2 tRNA genes are annotated in these 256 nt (G+C 50.4%); both read left to right on the top strand.

The annotated features are described in order from the left end of the window. Nucleotides 1-34 precede the first annotated feature (34 nt). Nucleotides 35-126: transfer RNA gene (locus tag CHH60_RS29495), tRNA-Ser, on the top strand. Between the two features lie 42 nt (nucleotides 127-168). Next, nucleotides 169-245: transfer RNA gene (locus tag CHH60_RS29490), tRNA-Met, on the top strand. The last annotated feature ends 11 nt before the right edge of the window (nucleotides 246-256 follow it).

The following is a 256-nucleotide window of genomic DNA, read 5'->3' as shown; positions in this document are numbered from 1 at the left end:
AGCAATCCTTGTTATATTGTTTGATTGACTGTTTGGAGAGATACCCAAGTGGCTATAAGGGGACCCTCTGCTAAGGGGTTAGACTGCGTAAGCGGTGCGAGGGTTCGAATCCCTCTCTCTCCGCCATTTTTATTCTAAGATGGACAAGCAATCAGCGTTTATTAATATGGCGGTGTAGCTCAGCTGGCTAGAGCGTACGGTTCATACCCGTGAGGTCGGGGGTTCGATCCCCTCCGCCGCTACCATATTACCCAGG

Source organism: Paenibacillus sp. 7523-1 (assembly GCF_002276415.1).
GTDB classification, from domain to species: domain Bacteria; phylum Bacillota; class Bacilli; order Paenibacillales; family Paenibacillaceae; genus Paenibacillus; species Paenibacillus illinoisensis_A.
Note: the sequence above shows the minus strand (reverse complement) of the source record. Positions and strands in the feature narration are given on the sequence as shown.